Source organism: Actinokineospora enzanensis DSM 44649, from assembly GCF_000374445.1.
Classification (GTDB): Bacteria; Actinomycetota; Actinomycetes; order Mycobacteriales; family Pseudonocardiaceae; genus Actinokineospora; species Actinokineospora enzanensis.
On sequence record NZ_KB894415.1, the window covers coordinates 60727 to 75321 of the forward strand.

The window sequence follows — 14595 nt, forward strand, 5'->3', positions numbered from 1 at the left end:
CACCGGCTCGGTGCGGATCCTTCGTCAATGCCGAAAGAACTGTTCTCGCTGGCCTTTGCGGACCAGACGGAGCCAGTCCAGGAATGCCTTCGGGTCGCGCTTGGTGCCCAGGAAGTACAGGCCGAACCGGAAGACCTCCAGCATGCCCAGCTTGCGCATGCCCGGCTGGGACAGCAGGTAGCCGCGGTTGCGGTAGGTGTAGTACCGCTTGATCGCGTTGTCCGGGTCCTGGGCGTGCAGCTTGCCGCCCAGCATCGGCTTGAACTCGTCCGAGCCGTCCGGGTGCAGGTAGGCCGCGCGCAGGCAGGTGCCGAACGGCACCCCGGAGCGGACCATGCGCCGGTGGATCTCCACCTCGTCGCCGCGGAAGAACAGCCGGTAGTCCGGCACGCCCACCACATCGAGGGTGTCCGCGCGGAACAGCGCTCCGTTGAACAGCGACGCGATACCCGGCAGGAAGTCGGTGCCCAGCTCGTCCGCGCTGCGCTTCCAGGTGAGGCCCCGGCGCAGCGGGAAGGCCAGCTTCTCCGGCTGGTCGATGTTGGTGACCATCGGCGAGACCTCGGCCAGGCCGCGCTGCTCGGCCACCTCAAGCAGGGTCGCCAGCACGGTCTCATCCGCCGGGCGGCCGTCGTCGTCGGCCAGCCACAGCCAGTCCGCGCCCATCGACAGCGCGTGCAGCATGCCCAGCGCGAACCCGCCCGCGCCACCGAGATTGCGGTGCGACTCCAGGTAGGTCGTGGGCAGCGGGCAGGACTCCACCACCTCGCGGGCGGAGTCGTCCGGCCCGTTGTCGACCACCACGAGGTGGTCCGGCGGCCGCGTCTGGGCCGCGATCATCTTGAGCGAATCGGCCAGCAGGGCGCGCCGGTGCCGGGTGACAACCACCGCGACCACGGCGCCCGCGGGCAACTTCGTCATCGCTCGCCAAGCCTTTCCAACGTCTCGTGGCTCATGTACTCGAACGGGTCGCGGCCCTTGTACGCGGTCAACACCTCACGCAGCGAGCCGTGCATGCGGACCCGGCCCTCGTCCATCCAGATGGCCGTGTCGCAGAGCTCGAAGAGCAGCTCGTCCGAGTGCGAGGCGAACACCAGCATGCCGGAGCGGCGGACCAGGTCGACCAGCCGGGTGCGGGCCTTGGCCATGAACTCCGCGTCCACCGCGCCGATGCCCTCGTCCAGCAGCAGGATCTCCGGGTCGATCGAGGTGACCACGCCCAGCGCCAGCCGCACCCGCATGCCTGCGGAGTAGGTGCGCAGCGGCAGCCGCAGGTAGTCGCCGAGATCGGTGAACGCGGCGATGTCGTCGACCCGCTCCTGCATCTCCTTGCGGGTCATGCCCAGGAACAGACCGCGGATCAGGATGTTCTCCAGACCGGAGATCTCCGGGTCCATGCCGACCGCGAGGTCGAACACCGGTGCGATCTTGCCGTTGATCTCGGCGGTGCCCCGGGTCGGCTCGTAGATGCCGGACAGCAGCCGTAGCAGCGTGGACTTGCCCGCGCCGTTGTGGCCGACCAGCGCGACCCGGTCGCCCTCCTTGAGACTGAGGGTGATGTTGTCCAGTGCCTCGATGATCGGCACCCGGGAGGCGTCGGAGATCTTGCCGCCGACCTTGCCGAGCACGGCCTTCTTCAGCGAACGCGTCTTGGCGTCGAAGATCGGGAAGTCGACGCACGCGTTGCGGACCTCGATGCTGACCATGTGCGCCTCGCTCAGACCCAGTAGGAAATGCGGGAACGGTAGTTGCGCATGGCCACCAGCGCCAGGGTCCAGCCGACCACGGTGACCCCGCCCGCGACCGCCCAGTGCGTCCAGCTCTGCTGGCCACCGATCAGCGGCGCGCGCAGGATCTCGATGAAGTGGTAGAGCGGGTTCAACTCGATGATCAGGTGCTTCCAGTCGCCCGGACCGAGCTTGGCGGTCAGCACGTCGGTCGGCCAGACGATCGGGGTGGCGTAGAACAGCAGGTTGGTGAGCGCGTTCACGACCGGCGGGATGTCCCGGTAGCGGGTGCTGATGATGCCGAACAGCAGGCTGACCCAGCCGCCGTTGAGCGCGATGAGCATGAACGCCGGGATGGCCAGCAGCACCGACCAGCTCAGGCCAGGCTGGACGATGCCCTTCTCGGAGAGCGTGTACGCGTGGTCCAGCGCCCCGAAGGAGATCGCCAGGACGACGAAGTACACCAGCATGTTGTGCACCAGCATCAGCGTCTGCCGCCACACCGTGCGCAGCGCGTAGACCGACAGCGGCGCGGGCAGGTGCTTGATCAGGCCCTCGTTCGAGACGAAGGTCTCCGAGCCCTCCAGCAGGCAGCCCAGGATGAAGCCCCACACGATGAAGCCGACGGTGAGGTACGGCAGGAACGTGCTCATGTCCGAGCCGAACAGCTGGGAGTAGATGAACCCCAGTCCGGCCGCGGTCACGCCCATGCTCAGGGTGATCCACAGCGGGCCGATCACCGAGCGGCGGTAGCGCTGCTTGATGTCCTGCCAACCGAGGTGCCCCCACAGCTCGCGGGCGGCGAGGCCTGCGCGAATGTCCTGCGCCGCTCGCGCCCAGCTACGACCGGCGTGGGCCACCACCGGGCCGGGGGGGATATCTACCGCGCTCATTGCCTGCACGGTGGCTCAGCCTACCGGCGAGCTTTTCGCGTTCCTTGCAGGGCGGTGGCCTGGATTACACCCTGGAGTATGACGGCCGGCAGCATGGTTGCCGTGCGCGACCACCGGATACTCCCCGCAACCGTCGCCGTCGTGCCCGCGCGGGCCGGATCGAAGGGCGTGCCGGGAAAGAACCTGGCCAGAGTGGGTGGCGTGCCGTTGGTGGCGCGGACCGTGCACGCTCTGCTGTCCGCGAACCGGGTGAACGAAGTCATGGTGAGCACGGACAGCGACGAGATCGCCGGGGTCGCGGCCGCCGCTGGCGCCACGGTCGTGCATCGACCCGTCACCCTGTCGGGGGATGCAGCGACTTCGGAGTCGGCGGTGCTGCACGCCCTCGACGGGCTCGGGGCGGATCCGGACACGGTGTTGCTGGCGCAGTGCACGTCACCGTTCCTGACGCCCGAGACCGTCGACGCGGTGGTCGGCAAGGTCCGCGACGAGGGCTTCGACTCGGTGTTCACCGGCACGCGGGTGCACGAGTTCCTCTGGCGGCCCGCGGCCGACGGGACCGTGACCGGGGTCAACCACGACGTCCGGCACCGGCCGCGACGACAGGACCGCGACCCGGAGTTCCGCGAGACCGGCGCGCTGTACGGGATGCGCGTCGCGGGCCTGCGCGCCGCCGGGCACCGGTTCTTCGGCCGGACCGGGCTGGTCGAGGTGGCCTGGGCGGACGCCCTGGAGATCGACACCGCGGCCGAGCTGGAGCTGGCCCGTCGGATCGCCGCCGGGCGGGCCGCGCCGGTGCCGATGGACGTGGACGCGCTGGTGACCGACTTCGACGGCGTGCACACCGACGACCGGGCGCTGGTGCTGCAGGACGGCACCGAGGGCGTGCTGGTCAGCCGCTCGGACGGGGCCGGGGTGGCCGCCCTGCGGGCCGCGGGCGTGCCGGTGCTGATCCTGTCGGTGGAGCTGAACCCGGTGGTCGCGGCCCGCGCGCGCAAGCTCGGCGTGGAGGTCGCGCACGGCGTGGCCGACAAGGCGGAGCGGCTGCGGGCCTGGCTCGCCGAGCGTGGGCTCTCCCCCGCACGGGTGGCCTACGTGGGCAACGACCTGCGGGATCTCGACTGCCTGGAGCTGGTCGGCTGGCCGGTGGCGGTCGCCGACGCCCGGCCGGAAGTGCGCGCGGTGGCTAGGGTCGTGTTGACGAGCGGTGGCGGCGCGGGCGCGGTCCGTGAGGCCGCCGACCTGATCCTGGCCGCCCGCGCCTCCGGAGGTGACGCCAACCGATGAGCAGCGCCGCACCGACCGTCGACTTAGCCGGCCGCGTGGTCGGCGCGGGCCACCCCGCCTACCTGGTCGCCGAGGCGGGCATCAACCACAACGGCGACCTCGACGTGGCGAAGCGGCTCATCGACGTGGCCGCGGACGCCGGGGCGGACGCGGTCAAGTTCCAGAAGCGCACGCCGGAGATCGCCACCCCGCCGGACATGCGCGCGACCCGCCGCGAGACACCGTGGGGCGAGATGAGCTACCTGGAGTACCGGCATCGCGTGGAGCTGGGCGCGGAGCAGTACGCGGAGATCGACCGGCACGCGCGTGCCCGCGGCATCGCCTGGTTCGCCTCCCCCTGGGACGTGCCGAGCGTGGAGTTCCTGGAGCGCTTCGACGTGCCCGCGTACAAGGTCGCCTCGGCCACGCTGACCGACACCGCGCTGCTGGCGGCCCTGCGCGCGACCGGCAAACCGGTGCTCGCCTCCACCGGGATGTCGACCATGCCCGAGGTGGACCGGGCGGTCGCGGCACTCGGCACGGACCGGCTGGTGCTGCTGCACTCCACGTCGACCTATCCGTGCCCGCCAGAGGAATCGAACCTGCGCGCGATCGAGACGCTGCGGGACCGGTTCCCGGTGCCGATCGGCTACTCCGGACACGAGCGCGGCCTGCAGGTGTCGATCGCGGCGGTGGCGCTGGGGGCGTGCGTGGTGGAACGGCACGTGACGCTCGACCGGGCGATGTGGGGCTCGGACCAGGCGGCCTCGCTGGAACCGGAGGGACTACGCAGACTGGTCCGCGACATCCGGATCGTGGAAACCGCATTGGGTGACGGCGTGAAACGGGTTTTCCCAGGTGAAACGGGCCCTCGAAAACGTTTGCGTCGCACATGAGGGTGAATTCCGGGCCATTTCCCGATTCGCCGGGCCCGCGCCCGGCGTTTTACCCTTGCCAGCCCCCCAGACCAGTCCCCCGAGGCCCCCGTGACAATTCTGCTCGGCCCGCGCGAGGCGCGACCGGTGCCTGACCCGGCCCGAACCACGCTCGCCGCCACCCTCGCCGCGTACGCCCGACACGACCCGCCCCGCACCATCGCGGTCGTCGGCAACGCCCCGCTGCCCCCCGACCCGACCCGCGCCGCCGCCATCGACGCCGCCGACCTGGTCATCCGGATGACCAGCTTCGCCATCGACACCGACGGCCCGGCCACCTACGGCAAGCGCACGGATGTCGTGGTGCTGCATCGCGGCGTGATCGCCAGCCCGCACACCTTCACCGACTACACGTCCCGCCTGTATCTGCTGGTCGAGCCGGGCCGACTGCACTGGGAACCGGAGACCATCCCGGACTGGTGGCCAGCCGACCTCGGTTTCGTGCCGATCCCGAACCGCGAGTTCACCGTCCCGCTCAACAACCTGCTCGGCTTCGTCCCGGAAACGGTCGCCTGGTCCACCACCGGCACCCTCGCCACCTACCTGGTCACGGACCTGTTCCCGACCGCGCACGTCCTGCTCACCGGCATGTCCATCATCGACCACCCACACCAGACCGTGTTCGCGCACGCCTGGGGCCAGGAAGTCCCGGTCACCGCAGAACACCGCCTCGCGGACGAGGCCGCCCTCCTGCGAACCTGGCGGGACACCGGCAGGATCGAGGTGTGCCCATGACCCCCGGCCGGAGAACCCTCCACGCCGCCGCCTGCCACCTGGCCCGGCCCCTCTGGCGCCGGCTGAGACCCCGGTTGGAGGCGATCGCGCGGGAACAGGTGGCCCCGATCGCGGAGAGATCCGAGGCCGCGGCCGCGCGGTTGCACTCGGACCTCGATTCCCTGCGGGGGGAACTGCGGGCCGAGGTGTCGTCGCTTGGCAGGCGGCTCGACGATCTGGACTCGACGGTCGAGTGGCTCAACGGGGAGCACCGGCGGATCGCGCCACAGTTGGCGGCTGTGGAGTCGCGGTTGGCTGAGGTGGAGCACCGGTTGGGGCGGACTGGGTGTGTCGAGGGGGTGGCGCCGGATGAGTTGGGGCATGTCACGGCGTTGGTGGACGAGATTCGGTCGGAGCACGCGCGGGTACGGACTCGATTGAGTTTGGTGGCGCGGTACGAGGAACGCCTGACCCGCCTGGAAGAGACGCGCGGGGCTTGAGGTGCGTCTGCTGGTCTTGGAGGACAAGTGCCGACTTACAGTCGCTCCAATGCCTCCACCGCGGGCAAGCTCGCATGGCCGGACCACGACGTCAACAACCCACGTAACTCAGCCGAGTTTCGCCGCCGCAGCTGCGGATTCTGTGCCATCACGTCCAACTCGGCCGCGAAGGCCAACTCCACCAGATCCCGCACCAACCCATGCTCTATCTGCGTCTCCATCCCGGTGAACCGATCCCGCACAACCCCAGACAACAACCTCGGATAACTGAACCGCCGATCAAGCGCACAGTGCGCGTAAACGATCGCCTCGGCCTCGGCACCCAGATACCCCGCCACGATCGGCCGCTCATGCAGTGAGACCAGCGCATGCGGATAGTCATCGGTTCCATAGGCCGCGTGCGCGATACCCGCCTCCTGCAGCGCGGGTCGCGCGCCCCAGGCCGCCAGGGCGTCGCGGGTGCGGCCCAGGTGGGCGAGCAGGGTGCCGGCCGGGTGGGCGAGCTCGCGCGCGCCGCGTGCGGCCAGGAACTCCTCGATCATATCGGCGAGGCTACGCCGGGCCCGCAAGCCGCATCCGCCCACAGCGGATCAGCTACCGGCGAACTTTCCTTGTGCGACAACGAGTTCCGTGGTTCGGTCGACGTATGAGCGAACAGCGGCACGCATTGATCCTGCACCTGGCCACCGGTGGCGAGCCGGTGGTGTTCACCCTGTCCGACCGGGGGGCCAAGAGCCTGGGGTCCCGGTTGTCCGTCCTGATGGGCTCCGGCGGGGTCGACACCATCGAGCTCGCCGACGGCAACCACGCGGCGGTCAACTTCGCGCACGTCGCGAGTGCGCACCTCGATGTGCTGCCAGCGCACGTCCGGGTCTACGGGAGCCCGGAGAAGCGGACCCACGGGTTCGGCGCCTAGCGGAACACCACGGTTCGCAGCAGCACGAAGTTGATCACGGTGGCCAGGCCCTGGGCGATCACCCAGGCCACCGCGTGTTCGAAGCGGAAGTCCGGCAGGAGGGTGAGCATCAGCGCGTTGGTGCCCACGTTCACGAAGAACGTCACCGTGTACAGCAGTGCGAAACTACCCGCCTGGCCCGCGCCCCGGCTCTTGGCGTCGGTGAAGGTGAACCGCTTGTTCAGGAAGTACGCCGTGGTCGTACCGATCACGAAACTGACCGCCTTGGCCAGGTGCACCCACACGCCCAGCTGCAGCAACAGCGAGTACACCCCGAAGTCGACCAGCGCGCAGAAGCCGCCGACGAGCACGAACCTGATCAGCTGGGTGACCAGCCCGGTCCGCTGGATATCGTTCCCGACCTCGGCCATGTCCCTCGTCCCCTGTCCGGCCCCGACGGCGGGGACCAGTCTAGGAGCGGCCGGTCCCCCGGATACCCTGGGCCCGTGGAGCCAGCGACGTTCGAGACCCGCACCCTGACCGGCTGGGGGCGGACCGCGCCCACGGTGGCCACGGTGGCCGCGCCCACCAACCCCGACCACGTGCTCGACGCGCTCAAGCAGGCCGGGCCGCGCGGGATCATCGCCCGGGGGCTTGGTCGGTCCTACGGCGACCCGGCGCAGAACGCGGGTGGCCTGGTCGTGGACATGACCGGGGTCAACCGGGTGCACTCCATCGACGCCGACACCGGGCTGGCCGTGCTCGACGCAGGCGTCAACCTCGACCAGCTGATGCGGGCCGCGCTGCCGTTCGGGCTGTGGGTGCCCGTGCTGCCCGGCACCCGGCAGGTCACCATCGGCGGTGCGATCGCCTCCGACATCCACGGCAAGAACCACCACTCGGCGGGCAGCTTCGGCAACCACGTGCGGGAGATGGAGCTGCTCACCGCCGACGGGCAGGTGCGCACGCTCACCCCGGACGGCCCGGAGTCGGCGCTGTTCTGGGCGACCGTCGGCGGCATGGGCCTGACCGGCATCATCCTGCGCGCCACGGTCGCGCTCCAGCACACCGAGAGCGCGTACTTCCTCAGCGACACCGACCGCACGGCGAACCTGGACGAGACGCTGGAGATCTTCTCCAACGGTTCGGACGACGACTACGACTACTCGATGGCGTGGTTCGACTCGATCAACACCGACGGGCGGCTCGGCCGCGCGGTGTTCTCCCGGGGTTCGCTGGCCAAGCTGGACGAGCTCCCCAAGAAGTACCGCAAGGACCCGCTGCGGTTCGACGCGCCGCAGCTGCTCACGCTGCCGGACATGTTCCCCAACGGTCTGGCGAACAAGCTCACCTTCCGCCTGCTCGGCGAGGCCTGGTACCGCAAGGCCCCCAAGCAGGCGCGCGGTCAGGTGATGAACCTGACCGCCTTCTACCACCCGCTGGACATGTTCGGTGAGTGGAACCGGGCCTACGGCTCGCACGGCTTCCTGCAGTACCAGTTCATCATCCCGTTCGGCGCGGACGCCGAGCTGCGCTCGATCGTGCGGCAGATGGCCGAGTCCGGGCACGTGTCGTTCCTGAACGTGCTCAAGCGGATGGGCGCGGGGAACCGCGCGCCGCTGTCGTTCCCCACCCCGGGCTGGACGATCACGGTGGACTTCCCGATCGTGCCTGGTCTGCACGAGTTCTGCGCCCGGCTGGACGAGCAGGTGCTCGCCGCGGGTGGGCGGCTCTACCTGGCCAAGGAGTCGCGCACCACGCCGGAGACCTTCCACAGCATGTACCCGCGGCTGGGCGAGTGGCGGGAGATCCGCCGCTCGGTCGACCCGGACGGCCTGTTCACCTCGGACCAATCGCGAAGGCTCGGACTTTGATCAACGCAGTCGGTACCCCGCAGTCGCTGCTCCTGCTCGGCGGCACGTCCGAGATCGGGCTGGCCATCGCCGAGAACTACGCCCGGCAGCGGTCGCTGACCGTGACCCTGGCCGCCCGCCCGTCCGAGCGGCTGGACGCGGCCGCCGAGAAGCTGCGCGGCCTGGGCGCCACGGTGCGCACCATCGCGTTCGACGCGCTCGACCTGGACTCGCACCAGAAGGTGGTCGATGACGCGTTCGCCGAGGGTGACGTGGACGTGACCGTGCTGGCGTTCGGGCTGCTCGGGGATGCCGAGCAGGCCTGGCAGGACCACGCGACCGGGGTCGAGCTGGCGCAGGTCAACTACACCGCGCCGGTGTCGCTGGGGATCGCGCTGGCGCAGCGGCTGCGCAAGCAGGGGCATGGGTCGGTGGTGGCGCTGTCGTCGGTGGCGGGTGAGCGGGTGCGCCGGTCGAACTTCGTCTACGGCTCGACCAAGGCCGGGTTCGACGGGTTCTTCCTTGGCCTTGGCGAGGCGCTGCGGCCCGACGGCATCCACGTGACCGTGGTGCGGCCCGGGTTCGTGCACAGCAAGATGACCGAGGGCATGAAGGCGGCGCCGCTGGCGACCACCCCGGACAAGGTGGCCGAGGTGGTGGTCAACGCCGTGCGGGCCCGCCGCGAGCTGGTGTGGGCGCCTGGCCAGTGGCGGCTGGTCATGTCGGTGCTGCGGCACATCCCGCGACCGATCTTCCGCAGGCTGCCGATCTGAGGCGTCCCCCACGCCGGTGATCTCGCGCGGCGCCGGATCCGGGCAGGTCAGCCTGGTCAGGCCAGGGTTGCGGGGTGCGCACCGACCCCTTCCCATCGATTGAGGATTTCGCCGTTCGAGTGACTTATCCGCGCCCAGCCCCGATAGTGGTCAGTAGCACACTTACCTGGGGGGTGGACGTGCGGATTCTGGTGCTGGGCCCGGTCGAGATCGCCTCCGGCGAGTTCGGGGGCGAGTCCCACGGTCTTGTCGGCGCCAAGCCGCGGGCGCTGCTCTCGGCGTTGCTGCTGCAAGCCCGGCAGGTGGTGCCCAGTCAGCGGCTGGTCGACCTGCTCTGGTCGGGCGCGCCGCCGGGCTCGGCGACCATGCTCCTGCACACGTACGTCGCGACATTGCGCCAGGTACTGGGCGGTCGGTCGCGGATCGTCACCCGGGCGCCGGGCTACCTGCTGGACGTCGACCCGACGGACAGCGACCTGGAGAGCTTCGACAACCACCTCTACGCCGCCCGGCACGCCGAGCGGCAGATCGACAACGACGCCGCCGCAGGCCTGTACCGGCGCGCGCTGCGGCTGTGGCGGGGCGCCGCGTTCGCCGATGTCGACGTGGACTTCGCGCAGATCCGGGCCCGGTCGCTGGCGAGTGAGCGGCTGAGCGCGGAAGAGGGGCTGGCGCGCTGCCTGCTGCGCACCGGTCTGGCCGCGGACGCGGTGAACCGGCTGGTCGGGCTGGTCGACGCGCACCCGCTGCGCGAGCACACGCGCGGGCTGCTCATGCGCGCGCTGGTGGACAGCGGTCGGTCCGGGGAAGCGCTGGAGGTCTATCGCGATGGGCGGACCAGGATCCGCGCCGAGCTTGGCGTGGAACCGGGCGCTGAGCTGCGGCAACTGCACGCGACGATCCTGAGCGGCACGCCCCGGCCGCGGGGCAGGCAGGCCCGGCTGGCGCGGCCCGCGGGCGAGCCGGTCGACGCCGTGCCGCGGCACCTGCCGCCGGACATCCCCGACTTCACCGGGCGCGCGGAACAGCTGCAGATGATCACGGGGCGGTGTGGCAGCGACGCGTCCGGCGCCGTGGTGATCTCCGGGCCAGCGGGCGCGGGCAAGACGGCGCTGGCGGTGCGCGCCGCGCACCAGGTGCGCGCGCAGTTCCCGGACGGGCAGCTGTTCGCCGACCTGCGCGGCGGCGAACGCGGCGCGTTCGAAATGCTGGGCCGGTTCCTGGGCGAGCTGGGCACGGCCGCGGGTCAGCTGCCCGCGGACACCGAGGGCCGGGCCGGGCTGTTCCGCACCCGGATCGCGGACAAACGGCTGCTGGTCGTGCTGGACAACGTGCGGCACGAGGAGCAGGTGCGCGGCCTGTTGCCGGACACACCGAACTGCCTGCTGATCGTCACCAGCCGGACCAGGCTGCCCGGGTTGCCCGCGACGCTGCCGATAGAGCTGGCCCCGCTGTGCACCAGCATGTCGGTGCGGATGCTGGGCAACATGGTCGGCACCGCCCGGGTGTCCGACGACGCGGCGGCCGCGGAGACCATCGCGACGCTGTGCGCGGGCAGCCCACTGGCGGTGCGCGCGGCCGGGGCGAAACTGCTGGCCCGCCCGCACTGGCCACTGCGCGCGCTGGCCGGTCGGCTGTCCGACGAACGTCGCGCACTGGACGATCCGACCACCTACGGCTGCGCGATCCGGGCCGGGCTGCGGCTCAACTACGCCGAGCTGGACGACCCGCACCGGCGCGTGTTCCACCTGCTGGCCCTGCTCGACCTACCGGACTTCGGCTCGTGGACGGCCGCGCCGCTGCTGGAGATCTCCCTGGAGCAGGCCGAGGACGTGCTGGAACGGCTGGTGGACCTGCGGCTGCTTGAGGTCGCGGGCATCGACGCGATCGGCCGGGTGCGCTACCGCTTCCACGACCTGGTCCGCGACTTCGGCACCGAGCAGGCGCTGCGGGACGAGCCTGCCGACGCGGTGGCGGCCGCGGTGTGCAGGCTGCTGGCGACGTGGATGGCGCTGGTGGACGCGGGCGCCAACAAGCTGCCCCGGGTCACCCTGGGACTGCGGCCGCGCCCTCGTCCCGCGGTCGACCTGGACGCGCGGCTGCTGGCCGAGACCGAGTCGGACCCGTCCGGCTGGTTCCGCTCGGAGACGGCGGCGGTGGTGCGGGCCGTGGAACGGTCGTACGAGCTGGGCATCGACGAGATGACCACTACGTTGATCAGCTCCCTGCTGTCCTCCCCGTTCGCCGTGCGCAACGAGTTCGACGGCTGGCAGCGCACGCATGAGGTGGCTCTCGCCGCGGCCCGCGACAGCGGCGACTCGCAGGCCGAGGCCACGGTGCTGACCGGGCTCGGCCAGCTTTACTACGAGAAGGACGAGTTCGCCACCGCCCTCGCCTTCTTCACCCAGGCTGCCGAGGGCGCCAAGCGGGTCGGCGATGCCGCGACGAAGGCCGTGGCCCTGGTCGGGATCGGCACGGTCTACCGCGACCTGGCCGACTTCCGCCAGGCCCGCACCCACCTGCGGCGCGCCGTCGAACTCGCCGAACACACCGGCGAACCGAGCGTGCGCAACGCCGCCGACTACGGCCTCGCCGCCAGCTGCCGCGAACTGGGCGAGTTCCAGTCCGCCATCGACCGCTTCCAACGGTGCGTCACCGGCTACCGCGAACTGGACGACCGCCGCGGCGAGGGCCTGGCGATACGCGGACTGGGCCTGTGCCACCGCGCGGTGGGTGAGTTCGACCTCGCGGCCGACCTCTGCGACGAGGCGGAACGGATCCTGCTCGCGGCGGGCGACCGGCTGGGAGCGGCGTACGCGGCGCAGTCGGTGGCCAAGGCGCGGATCCGACAGGGGCGGCTGCCGGGGGTCGCGGAATCCCTCGATCGGTCACTGACGTGGTGCAGCACCCACGGCGACCGGTTCGGGGTCGCGCTCGTCACCCGAACCCTGGGCGAACTGTCGTTGGCGGCCGGGGACTCGTGCACGGCGAGGGTGACACTGTCCGAGGCGTTGGCGCGGTGGACGGAACTGGGATTGCCGCTGTGGCAGGCGCGCACGCTACGAGACCTGGCCGCGGCCGAGGTGACCGACGACCCGGCTGCCGGGGTGGCGACGTGGGCTCGGGCTCGGGCGCTGTTCGCGCAGACGGGCACGCGGGAGATCGGGGAACTGGCCGGGTTGACGCCTGCGGAGTGGCTCGCGGAGGTTCGGGCGAAGGTCGCGCCTGGCCGGACCGAGCCGAACACCGGGGAAGTCGTGGCGATTCGGGGGCATGCGCTGGTGGGTGGGCGGAGGTCTAGCGCGAGCTAGTGGTGCCGACCACGCCCAAGGCGACCAGCACCACGCCGCCGACGACCAGGCAAGTGGTGCCGATCCGGCTCACGATCGCGTCGACCTGGTCCAGCGGCGCCGATGTCATCGCCGGGCGGCGGACGTCCAGGAACCTCACGGCGGACTCCCGGTGAACGGACAAGGCCCACGCCTGGGTGGGCGTGGGCCTTGTCGGCGCCGAAGGTCAGGCGAGAGATCTAGAGGTAGATCGAGAGGGCCACGCAGGCGATCCAGCCTGCGCCCAGCACCTGGAGGATGCGGTCCTTGAGCACGATGTCCTCGGGTGAACCCGCGTGACCACCGTCGATGTCGACCGCGTAGCGCAGGACGGCGACCACGAACGGCACGATCGAGATCATCGCCCAGACCGAGTTGTCCGGCACCCGGTCCCGGATGCCCGGCGCCCACAGGCTGTAGCTCATGATCATGATGGCGGCCGAGGTGGCCCAGACGAACCGCAGGTAGCTGGCCGAGTACTTGGCCAGCGAGGCGCGGATCTTGGCGCCGGTCTTCTCGAACAGGATGATCTCCGCGTAGCGCTTGCCGGAGACCATGAACAGCGAGCCGAACGCGGTGACCAGCAGGAACCACTGGGACAGCGGGATGCCCGCGGCCACGCCACCGGCGATGCTGCGCAGCAGGAAGCCGGAGGCCACGATGCACAGGTCGATCACCGGCTGGTGCTTGAGGCCGAGACAGTAGCCCAGCTGCACGCCCGCGTAGACCACCAGCACGATCACCAGCGGCCAGCCCGCGACCAGGCCGATGCCGACCGAGGCCAGGAACAGCACCACCGAGGCCGCGTAGGCGACCTGGACCGGCACGATGCCCGCCGCGATCGGGCGGAAGCGCTTCTTCGGGTGCTCCCGGTCGGCCGCCACGTCGATGGCGTCGTTGACCAGGTACACCGCCGACGAGACCAGGCAGAACGCGATGAACGCGGTGGCCGCGTCCAGCAGCACGGAGCTGTCGAAGACCCGGTGGCCGGTGAACGGCGCGGCCAGGACCAGCACGTTCTTGACCCACTGTCGCGGGCGCATGGTGCGGATCAGGCCAACCACCACGTTCTGCCGCGGCGGGTCGGCCTGCGGGGTGTGCTCCGTCACCGGGGTGACCTCCGCCACCTCGGGTGCGGGCTCGGCGGGCTCGGACTCCTGCACCTCGTCCCCGACCTTGCCCGCGCTCACCGGGCACCGGCCTTGGCCCGCCGGGAGATCCGGCGGCGCAGCACCCCGCCGACCAGCGCGCCGAGCGCGGAGCCCGCGAGCACGTCGGTCGGGTAGTGCACGCCCAGGACCAGGCGGGACACCAGCATCGGCGGCACCAGCACGGGCACCAGGCTGCGCCCGGTGAGGCCGGAGTACAGCACCGCGGCGGCCGTGGTGGAGGTGGCGTGCGAGGACGGGAAGCTGAGCTTGCTCGGCGTACCCACCAGCACCTGCACGGACGGGTCGTCCGGCCGGGGCCTGCGCACGACCCGCTTCACCGCGATGGAGGCGGCGTGCGCGGCGACCACGCCACCGGCTGCGAGCAGCCAGTCGCGCCTGCGCTTGCGGTCGACGACCGCGCCGACGAGGCCGATGGCGAACCACCCTGCGCTGTGCTCGCCGAACAGGGACAGCCCGCGGGCCGCCGTCACCACCGGCGGCTTCCCGATGGCGCCCTGCACTCGGCTCAGCGCGGCGGTCTCCCGCCCGGCGGCGGACG

General features: G+C 71.0%; 16 protein-coding genes. 8 read left to right on the forward strand and 8 right to left on the reverse strand.

From position 1 onward, the window contains the following. Positions 1-24 precede the first annotated feature (24 nt). From glfT1 to wzm, 3 genes are read right to left on the reverse strand one after another with little or no spacing between them, the layout of a single operon-like run. On the reverse strand, positions 25-921 hold the full coding sequence (glfT1, locus tag C503_RS0117010) for a galactofuranosyltransferase GlfT1 (protein ID WP_018683420.1): 897 nt from the start codon (positions 919-921) through the stop codon (positions 25-27). Further along, positions 918-1706, reverse strand: a complete 789-nt coding sequence (wzt, locus tag C503_RS0117015; RefSeq protein WP_018683421.1) for a galactan export ABC transporter ATP-binding subunit Wzt/RfbE — start codon at positions 1704-1706, stop codon at positions 918-920. The genes glfT1 and wzt overlap by 4 nt, the downstream gene beginning before the upstream one ends. An 11-nt stretch (positions 1707-1717) precedes the next feature. Beyond that, complete coding sequence (wzm, locus tag C503_RS0117020) at positions 1718-2620, reverse strand: galactan export ABC transporter permease subunit Wzm/RfbD (RefSeq protein WP_051114849.1); 903 nt, start codon at positions 2618-2620, stop codon at positions 1718-1720. Between the two features lie 78 nt (positions 2621-2698). Between wzm and C503_RS0117025 the strand changes: the two genes are divergently transcribed. The 4 genes from C503_RS0117025 (at position 2699) to C503_RS43380 (ending at position 6035) form a co-directional block, all read left to right on the forward strand. Continuing rightward, positions 2699-3907, forward strand: a complete 1209-nt coding sequence (locus tag C503_RS0117025; protein WP_018683423.1) for an acylneuraminate cytidylyltransferase — start codon at positions 2699-2701, stop codon at positions 3905-3907. Beyond that, a complete protein-coding gene (locus C503_RS0117030; RefSeq protein WP_018683424.1) occupies positions 3904-4782 on the forward strand; it encodes an N-acetylneuraminate synthase family protein in 879 nt (292 codons plus the stop codon). The genes C503_RS0117025 and C503_RS0117030 overlap by 4 nt, the downstream gene beginning before the upstream one ends. Positions 4783-4872: 90 nt before the next feature. Next, the gene (locus tag C503_RS0117035; protein ID WP_018683425.1) at positions 4873-5556 is read left to right on the forward strand and encodes a hypothetical protein; all 684 of its coding nucleotides are present in this window, start codon (positions 4873-4875) and stop codon (positions 5554-5556) included. Continuing rightward, positions 5553-6035 (forward strand): hypothetical protein, encoded by a 483-nt coding sequence (locus tag C503_RS43380; RefSeq protein WP_156893280.1) that lies wholly within the window; start codon positions 5553-5555, stop codon positions 6033-6035. Before C503_RS0117035 ends, C503_RS43380 begins: the two co-directional genes overlap by 4 nt. Positions 6036-6070: 35 nt before the next feature. Here C503_RS43380 and C503_RS39685 read toward each other — a convergent pair whose 3' ends face one another. Continuing rightward, positions 6071-6577 carry a DUF6817 domain-containing protein gene (locus C503_RS39685; protein ID WP_018683427.1) on the reverse strand — a complete coding sequence of 169 codons (507 nt, stop codon included), beginning with the start codon at positions 6575-6577 and terminating at the stop codon, positions 6071-6073. Positions 6578-6681: 104 nt separating this feature from the next. On the opposite strand from C503_RS39685, the gene C503_RS39690 reads away from it, so the two are divergent. Beyond that, complete coding sequence (locus tag C503_RS39690; RefSeq protein WP_018683428.1) at positions 6682-6951, forward strand: hypothetical protein; 270 nt, start codon at positions 6682-6684, stop codon at positions 6949-6951. On the opposite strand, the gene C503_RS0117055 is transcribed toward C503_RS39690, so the two are convergent. After that, on the reverse strand, positions 6948-7361 hold the full coding sequence (locus C503_RS0117055) for a GtrA family protein (protein WP_018683429.1): 414 nt from the start codon (positions 7359-7361) through the stop codon (positions 6948-6950). The two genes, C503_RS39690 and C503_RS0117055, sit on opposite strands and share 4 nt — an antisense overlap. Before the next feature lie 75 nt (positions 7362-7436). Between C503_RS0117055 and dprE1 the strand changes: the two genes are divergently transcribed. The 3 genes from dprE1 to C503_RS39695 all read left to right on the forward strand — a co-directional run bounded on the left by dprE1 (position 7437) and on the right by C503_RS39695 (position 12867). Beyond that, positions 7437-8804, forward strand: coding sequence for a decaprenylphosphoryl-beta-D-ribose oxidase (gene dprE1, locus C503_RS0117060; protein ID WP_018683430.1), 1368 nt, complete (start codon positions 7437-7439; stop codon positions 8802-8804). Beyond that, a complete protein-coding gene (gene dprE2 / locus C503_RS0117065) occupies positions 8801-9556 on the forward strand; it encodes a decaprenylphospho-beta-D-erythro-pentofuranosid-2-ulose 2-reductase (RefSeq protein ID WP_018683431.1) in 756 nt (251 codons plus the stop codon). Before dprE1 ends, dprE2 begins: the two co-directional genes overlap by 4 nt. Before the next feature lie 173 nt (positions 9557-9729). Continuing rightward, positions 9730-12867, forward strand: a complete 3138-nt coding sequence (locus tag C503_RS39695) for an AfsR/SARP family transcriptional regulator (protein WP_018683432.1) — start codon at positions 9730-9732, stop codon at positions 12865-12867. On the opposite strand, the gene C503_RS46000 is transcribed toward C503_RS39695, so the two are convergent. From C503_RS46000 to C503_RS47890, 3 genes are all read right to left on the reverse strand, one after another. Then, entirely contained in the window at positions 12854-13006 is a 153-nt protein-coding gene (locus C503_RS46000) for a hypothetical protein (protein WP_018683433.1), read from the reverse strand. The genes C503_RS39695 and C503_RS46000 overlap by 14 nt on opposite strands. A 79-nt stretch (positions 13007-13085) precedes the next feature. Further along, positions 13086-13994, reverse strand: coding sequence for a decaprenyl-phosphate phosphoribosyltransferase (locus C503_RS47885; protein WP_051114858.1), 909 nt, complete (start codon positions 13992-13994; stop codon positions 13086-13088). Positions 13995-14071: 77 nt separating this feature from the next. Continuing rightward, positions 14072-14566 (reverse strand): phosphatase PAP2 family protein, encoded by a 495-nt coding sequence (locus C503_RS47890; RefSeq protein WP_033400715.1) that lies wholly within the window; start codon positions 14564-14566, stop codon positions 14072-14074. Positions 14567-14595 lie beyond the last annotated feature (29 nt).